The organism is Bacillus sp. HMSC036E02 (assembly GCF_001836235.1).
GTDB lineage: Bacteria > Bacillota > Bacilli > Bacillales > Bacillaceae_G > Bacillus_A > Bacillus_A cereus.
Genome location: NZ_KV827797.1, coordinates 1 through 7,301, shown reverse-complemented (window position 1 = coordinate 7,301; position 7,301 = coordinate 1). Strand labels below are relative to the sequence as shown.

Genomic DNA, 7,301 nt, shown 5'->3' with positions numbered 1-7,301 from the left:
AGACGAGTCAGAATGACTCGTCTTTTTTGTATGCTTTCATACCTCTATCAATTGCATTTTTAACCCCTTCTAAATAAGAAAATCCATATTTTTTATCTGGTTCTAAGTAAGTTCCTTCCGCCCACTCGTTCCATGCGTTAATAAATAAAAACTCGCTGTTATAAAAAGAGTAAGTCCGATGAATTTGCTTGCTTAAATATATGGTGAACTTTTCAGGGGTAGAACCTACAAAGATGCTGCTATTTGCGTTTTTACGTCGTGCAGTATTATCCCAATCAACAAAAGCACCGGGAAAAGTTTTTTTCTTTGGGAGCGATCGTTGTAATATATACATCCATACTTTATCGTAGTCCCAAACATTTAATTGCATATCAAAATCATATATTACCTTATTTATGTCTGAAGAGCTATCATGGGCAATTGTATAGAAAGGTTCAAACTGAATGCTAGCATCGAATCCATTTATATTAGGTAGTGGAAAACTGTTTAATGTTTCAGCAAAGTATATACCTTTTAAACCATTTTCTCGCGCTAATGCATTCCAGTAATTAAGCATTTTTTCACAATCAGGAATATGTCCTGGACGATAAATAATGAATAGGGGTTTATCATCTATATAAATATATCTCTCATCTTGGAAAGCTTGTAATAAATAATCAAAGTGTTCCTTCCAATCAGATATATCTCCGTAGTCTTGAGGCATTAATATATGTTTATCGAGACCATCCCAAGATTTTGTCCATGGTTCATTTGCCCAAGAAAGACAAAAAGGGAAGTCAGGTTCTTTCATCTTTAGTACCTCATTAAAGGGGGTTTCTAATAGTCTTTTTCCCTTAAACCAGTAATGATAATAACAAAAACCATATATACCGTATGCTTTAGCGATTTTTGCTTGCCACTTTCTTACGGAGGGGGTAGTTAAGTCATAATAAAAATCTTGATAAGGTTCCCTAGGTTGATAATGTCCTGAAAATAAAGGTCGTGCACTTTTAGTATTTGTCCATTCAGTAAATCCTTTCCCCCACCATCGATCATTTTCTTTAATTTGATGGAATTGTGGTAAGTAAAAAGCGATTATTTTCAAGTTATATCCCCCTTATGTTATTCGTAGTTCAAGTAGTGGGAAGTTACTAGTGATTTATTAAATCACTGAATTATATAGTATTTAGAAATTTTTTACACATTTTTTACTAATAAAAACATGTAAAAATTCAGCATCTAGCCCTAGTGATCTATCCTTTTGTAAATAAACAGTTGTATACATGTTTGCATGTGTATAAATATATTCAATCATATCCTGCCCCCAATCGAACGTTACTAAAGATCCATTCTCATCAATAGGGTTTCCATGATAAATGGGCTCTTCAATATATTCAATCACCTCTTTATTCATTCTTGCTCTTTGCACAGTTTTTGTGAGTGTATGATACCAAGGGACAGTAAATACATGAGCACCGCCAGGTTTTAATACTCGTTCTATTTCTTTAAAGGCTTTGTTTGGCGTCATTACATGCTCAAAAACGTCTTGAGTAATGAATAAATCAAAAGATTCATTTTCAAAAGTCATGTCTTCTAAGTTCTCACATCTAATACCTTGAAAGTATTGGCCAAGAGGATAATTTTTAAAGTATTGAGAATAAGTATAGTTTTTACAGTTTTTTAATAGTAGCTGAGTCGTAATTCCTCCAGGAGAGGATTCGTGAATATTATAGGAACACCATTTTGGAAAAAATGTATGTAAAGCATGGATTAAAGCTCGCTGCCTTGGTATAGAGTTACATGTAGAACATAAATAATGATCTCTAAGCCAATCATTATGCTCTATAAATGTAGCTTTCTTTTCGCAAATAACGCAGTACCCATTATTGTGTTTCAAATTGATTTCCACACAATATCCCTCCTATGTTAATAAATGCAATCTATGTATGGAAAGTATGATACACGTCAACAATCAGCGAAATCAAAGGAAATGGGTGAAAGTTAGGTATCTCTTAAAATTACGATTAGGGAAAGAGAATAATTAACTCCCACTCGAATTAAAGTTTCACTTTATGCTATGCGATGTATCAGCTTTTATTCGTGGAAAAATGTATAGACTTAAAATATCCCTTTCGTGTATGGGTACATTTCAAAATCCTGTGCGTATATTTCTGTAACTAAGTCCATAGTTTCTTTATCATAAAAGCTTTCGTATGTTGGAAATCGGGGAAAGCCTGGATCTGTAATGCTAAGTTCTGCATAGCTTCCTGCATAAATCATCTTGTGAGCGCGATGATGATCTGAATTTGTAAGAAGTGCTAAATTAGATTTTGTTAAATCGTACATGTGTTCTATCTTAGCGATTTGTGTATTAAAATCTTCTAAAGGAATATAGCATTGAATGAAGTTTTCTTCACCAGGGACGTATTGTTGACTAAAATGTATATCTAATGCTAGGGAATTGGAACCGAATGCCTGAACGTAATATAAAAATTGTTTAAATGATATTCCTTGATTACTATATTTATCATTATAAAAATAATGACGGATGCTCTCCCATTGTGGGCTAGCATATGGATTGTCAGCAAGTAATAAAAATGAGCTGACAGCCCTTGTATAAGGATTTCGTACAAGTTTACAAACATTTTTTTTAGCCTCTAGAAGACTATTTTGTAATTGTTGAATGTAATTTGTACTGTTTTTATACACCCAGAACTCATAGTAATGAATAAAGTCATTGTATTTCTTTGCTTCAGTAAATAATCCAATTTGAAAAAAGAACCAATTAGCTAATGAGGTGCATCCGCTTCTATGACTCCAAAATAGTATAAGGGGAAAGTCTTTATGGTAATGGGGAATTCGATCTTTATGTAGGATTACATGATTTAAAAGTTCTTGATTTATATTTTTCATGAGTTTCGCACTCCTTTTTTGAGAACCTTGTGTATTTAGAAGTTTTTTTATGGGTTAAACAAGTGAGGATTGTTTATTAAATATATTCATGGGGATGAGTAAATATTATGAGTGTTTTTGCAGTCAACCTTAATAAGGAAGCTATTCTAAAATGAAAATAGAAAATAAAGATAATGAAAATTTATAACAAACATACAATGATAAGAGGATGAATAATCAAAATGATCCAGTTTATTTGTGTATATTTTTAAGTTTGACGATAGGAAAAATTTATTACTAGAGAGATGATATTATGAGGAAGAATAATTATTTAATAGTAGGTGGAAATAGTTTCATTGGTATCAACCTCGCATTGGGTTTATTGAAACAGGGGCAAAATGTAAAAGTATTTTCCAGACATATAAATAATTTTCCTCAAAATATTATAAGTGAAGTTGAATTTATTAAAGGTGATTTAGAAAATGTTGAGGATATATATAAGGCTTTAGTGAATATAGATATTATTATTTATTTAGCTGCGACGTCTAACGTAGCAACTTCAATTGAAGACGTTTTTGGCGATATTAATAGCAGTCTATTTTTTCTTAATTTCATGGAAAGTGTTAAAGAATTTCGTATTAAAAAAATTATATTAGCTTCTTCGGGAGGCACAGTTTATGGTGAACCTGAATATTTGCCTATTGATGAGAAACATCCATTAAGACCACTTTCCCCGTATGGAATAACAAAAGTTTCGCTGGAGAATTATTTGTATTTTTATAAGAAAAAATATGGAATAGATTATGTTGTATGTAGATATTCTAATCCGTATGGAAAATACCAAAACCCTTTAAAAAAAGTTGGGGCGATAAATTGTTTTTTGTACCAGCATCTCAGTAATGAAAGGATTCATATATATGGGAATCCAGAGGAGATTATTAGAGATTATATTTATATCGATGATTTAGTTGAAATTACTATACAACTAGCACAATTAAATCAATTGAAATCTTGCGTATACAACATAGGGAGTGGCAAAGGTCTTTCTTTAAAACGAATTATAGTGGAATTAGAGAAAATAACAGAAAGAAAAGTGGATTTTATCTGTTACAAACAAAAACAAGAGAACGTTCAAAGAATCATTTTAAATATTGATAAGGTAAAACAAGAATTGAATTGGGAACCTAAAATAGATTTTAAACATGGGATTAGATTAAATAAGCTATGGATTGAAGAGTTTTTATGTAGTAAAAAATAATAACCCACGCTCTACTTGTATATAAGCAGAGCGTGGGTTATTATTTTATTTCTTTTTCTATAACCCAAAGGTCTTGATGTTCCCACCAAAATCCTTCGGTATACTTTTTAATAATTGGGTTATGGGGTAATAATTTAATTTTGTCACACACGTAAGAGGGGCTAACTATCGTTTGTCCGTATTGATTCACATCTAAATCAAATTGTTCACTAGAAGAGAGAAACCAATAGCCCTTTTCATTTAAATTTGGAAACCCGAAGTATTTTTTGCTTTGATAGCCATGGGTTGTGAAAATGAATAAACCACCAGGTGAAACAGCGTTATACAATGTTTGCAGCCAACGAAACCAAGTTGTATCAGGCATATGAGAGAAAAAGGATAGACAAAAAACGATATCGTATGTAGAGGAGTCCAATTTTAACTGTTCAGGCTCAGGATGAGATAATATAGAAGAATTATTTAATTTGTTTTCAATAAAGGAAATGGCCTCTTCGTGTATATCGCAAGCGGTTATACTCAAACTCGTTTGTAGATTTAATAAATGACGTGTTACGCAGCCGTATCCGGATGCAAATTCTAACAATTGAATTGGATTGCCTGTAGGAGGATAAAGGGAAGTAATTAAGTTTAAGAGTATTTGTGCTGAGTTTTTCCCATCTTTAAAGTAGTAATCTATCGCTTCTTTTTTTGATGGGAAGACAGGATTAGTGACAATGAACTGAAAGATATGATCCTCAGGATGGATACTTGCATTTACATTATAGCTGTGTGCGATTTGAGAAATTAAATCTTTATGTTCCTCTATAAAGTCTTTCAAAGAGTATTCCTCCCTTGAGTAATAGTAGTAACTTACAAGAGATATTGATGGCATAGAAAGCACATGTTTAAATTTTTAAGTATGCTTTAAGATACTTTCTATATGTATACATTTTCATTTTAGAAATGTCGTCGATAGTAAATTTTTCTTTAATGAAATTTTGCATTTGCACAACTTCATTGTAATGGGAGTATGAATCTTCTGTTCTCGTTACGCTACTTAAATGTCGTCTATGATAGTTTAAGGGGGCTGGATTGAAGTAAATATCTCCCTCTGTAAGAAGAGAAACATAGAAGAACCAGTCGCCAGCTATTTTGAACTTCTCTAACTGTTTTTCCGTTTTCTTCATATCTATATTTTTAAAAACTACACTTGAAACATTAGGTATAGTGTTTTTGATAAGTAACGTATCTTGTATTTCTTCGACGCCTTTTCGAAAATAGGGGGCTTTCCATTTTTCTTTATCGATATCATTTGTGTAATTTAAATAATGATTAGCCAATACATTTCCTTGTTCATCTATTTGTTTTGATTGTGTGTAACTTAAGGTAATATTGTTATTTATATAAAACCCCTGTATCACCTCTTGTAAAAATGTCTTATCGCATAGGTCATCGGCCTCTGCGATCCAAATATAATCACCAGTTGCTGCAGAGACTCCTTTTATCCATTGTTTAAATACAGAACCAGAGTTTTTATCATTAATAATCTGTTGAACCTTCAGGTGGGTCTTATTTTCTTTTGAAAGCAGCTTTTTAAAAGTTGATACGCTATGATCAGTGGAGGCATCGTCTAAGAAAATTAGTTCGTAAAGAGGGTAGGTTTGGTTTAATATTGATTCGATTCGATCAGGTAAGTATTTTTCATAATTATAGTTCGGTATGATTACACTTATCTTTTTGTAATTATGTTCGAGAAGATCTAGTAATTGATAAATGTAATTAAGAAAATTGAAGTTTTTTTCGATAAGTTCTTGGCCAAAGCTTCCCTTTTGTAATCGTAATCCCTCATCATGAATAAATTCATATATTTTTTCTAGCATTTTGGGTAAATTTAAAAAGTCTACTAAGGCACCAGTTTTTTCTGTAACAACATCTTCAAAACCTCCAGCATTTTTAAACCCTATAACAGGAAGTTTTGCATCTAATGCTTCTAAAACAACATTTGGAAAAGGATCTTCCCTTGAAGTTAATAAGTATAAGTCAGCCCCAGCGTTATATAATCCGATATCGGGAGTAGGATCGACTAATGTGAAATGTGCTTTATATTTAGGGGGCAGTGTATTCAGGAATTGAACGTTTGTTCTCCCTACCCAAATGAAATGAATATCCTTGTGAGTCTTTCTTACTGAGTAAGAGATAAGTGAGAATAAATCTATCCCTTTCCGATAATCTGCGAAGCCTACACCCAAGATGATTTTGCTATCTAGAGGCAGGTTAAGCTTCTTACGTAACTCATTTCTAGCTTTTGCAATATTGTTCTTATAAGGATTGTGGTTAAACAAACCTTGAGGGAGAATGTGACATTTTTGAGGATCCAATTCAGTGATTGTACGAAATTTTTCATATACGTATTGTGAAGGGAAGACAACTTTGTAAGCAAATTCAGCGATGTTTTTAGCTTTCCCTTCAGCAGAGTACTGTTGTATTAAATGCGGTAATTCATGTATTAATGAAACAACTTTTATATTTTGTCTAGCTAGTAATGCGACGATATCGCCACTTATGACAGTGCTACATATGGCGAGGGTAAAATTCTGTGATAATAAATCCTTTATTAATAATTCGACCTTTTCTTCTGTTTGATAACCTTGCTCGAGACAATAAACAGGACCATACTTTTGAAAATCGGGAATTAAAATACCGGATCCAATAGAAATAATTGCAACAGAGTAATCAAAGTTTTCTTTAAGAGCCTTAATAGTATGTAAAGAAAGTAGCTGTGCTCCGTGGAAATGGGCATCATGGGATACATAAATTATCTTTTTATTAACATGCATTTCATAACGCCTCCTAAGGGTATTAGATTTCTTTCCCTTTTTTAAAGGTAAAGAAGAGAAGTGTTTTATTTATAATCCCCCTAGAGATGAGCAGGAGGGAGAACGTACTAAAAGAAAAAATACTATCCTTAATATATATTTACTTGGTCTCACATTCATTCTTTAGAAAAGTATTAGTATTAAGTTAGAGAGTGTAGGCTGCAGATTGTTAATTTGAATACATAAGTTTAAGAAGTTCTAAGGATGTATTAGAAATTAAGAGAAGGCAAAGCTTTTATGATTTATAAAATAAAAAAGATAAAAGGTATTGACGATTGATCTACAGGGGTGTAATATAGAACAAGTCGCCGATGACA

Annotated in this window: 6 protein-coding genes; 1 reads left to right on the top strand and 5 read right to left on the bottom strand. The window is 32.2% G+C overall.

The window, feature by feature from the left end; translation table 11 throughout:
- Positions 1–7: 7 nt before the first annotated feature.
- The 3 genes from HMPREF2590_RS00490 to HMPREF2590_RS00480 all read right to left on the bottom strand — a co-directional run bounded on the left by HMPREF2590_RS00490 (position 8) and on the right by HMPREF2590_RS00480 (position 2,892).
- Positions 8–1,084 (bottom strand): glycosyltransferase WbsX family protein, encoded by a 1,077-nt coding sequence (locus tag HMPREF2590_RS00490; RefSeq protein ID WP_065845934.1) that lies wholly within the window; start codon positions 1,082–1,084, stop codon positions 8–10.
- 81 nt (positions 1,085–1,165) lie between these two features.
- Positions 1,166–1,888, bottom strand: coding sequence for a class I SAM-dependent methyltransferase (locus tag HMPREF2590_RS00485; protein ID WP_050821500.1), 723 nt, complete (start codon positions 1,886–1,888; stop codon positions 1,166–1,168).
- A 209-nt stretch (positions 1,889–2,097) separates the two neighbouring features.
- Positions 2,098–2,892 (bottom strand): sulfotransferase family 2 domain-containing protein, encoded by a 795-nt coding sequence (locus HMPREF2590_RS00480; RefSeq protein WP_048568271.1) that lies wholly within the window; start codon positions 2,890–2,892, stop codon positions 2,098–2,100.
- Between the two features lie 292 nt (positions 2,893–3,184).
- Here HMPREF2590_RS00480 and HMPREF2590_RS00475 point away from each other — a divergent pair, with 292 nt between their 5' ends.
- Positions 3,185–4,129 carry an NAD-dependent epimerase/dehydratase family protein gene (locus tag HMPREF2590_RS00475; protein ID WP_001230829.1) on the top strand — a complete coding sequence of 315 codons (945 nt, stop codon included), beginning with the start codon at positions 3,185–3,187 and terminating at the stop codon, positions 4,127–4,129.
- 40 nt (positions 4,130–4,169) lie between these two features.
- Here the strand turns inward: HMPREF2590_RS00475 and HMPREF2590_RS00470 are convergent, their stop codons facing one another.
- Together HMPREF2590_RS00470 and HMPREF2590_RS00465 are read right to left on the bottom strand one after the other, a co-directional pair.
- Positions 4,170–4,946 (bottom strand): class I SAM-dependent methyltransferase, encoded by a 777-nt coding sequence (locus tag HMPREF2590_RS00470; protein ID WP_000651234.1) that lies wholly within the window; start codon positions 4,944–4,946, stop codon positions 4,170–4,172.
- Between the two features lie 67 nt (positions 4,947–5,013).
- A complete protein-coding gene (locus HMPREF2590_RS00465; RefSeq protein ID WP_003311692.1) occupies positions 5,014–6,945 on the bottom strand; it encodes a glycosyltransferase in 1,932 nt (643 codons plus the stop codon).
- Between the last annotated feature and the right edge of the window lie 356 nt (positions 6,946–7,301).

What these genes read in the sequence shown, in the direction of transcription:
- HMPREF2590_RS00480 (WP_048568271.1), bottom strand. Translation starts at nt 2,892, where the DNA reads ATGAAAAATATAAATCAAGAACTTTTAAATCATGTAATCCTACATAAA.
- HMPREF2590_RS00475 (WP_001230829.1), top strand. Translation starts at nt 3,185, where the DNA reads ATGAGGAAGAATAATTATTTAATAGTAGGTGGAAATAGTTTCATTGGT.
- HMPREF2590_RS00465 (WP_003311692.1), bottom strand. Translation starts at nt 6,945, where the DNA reads ATGCATGTTAATAAAAAGATAATTTATGTATCCCATGATGCCCATTTC.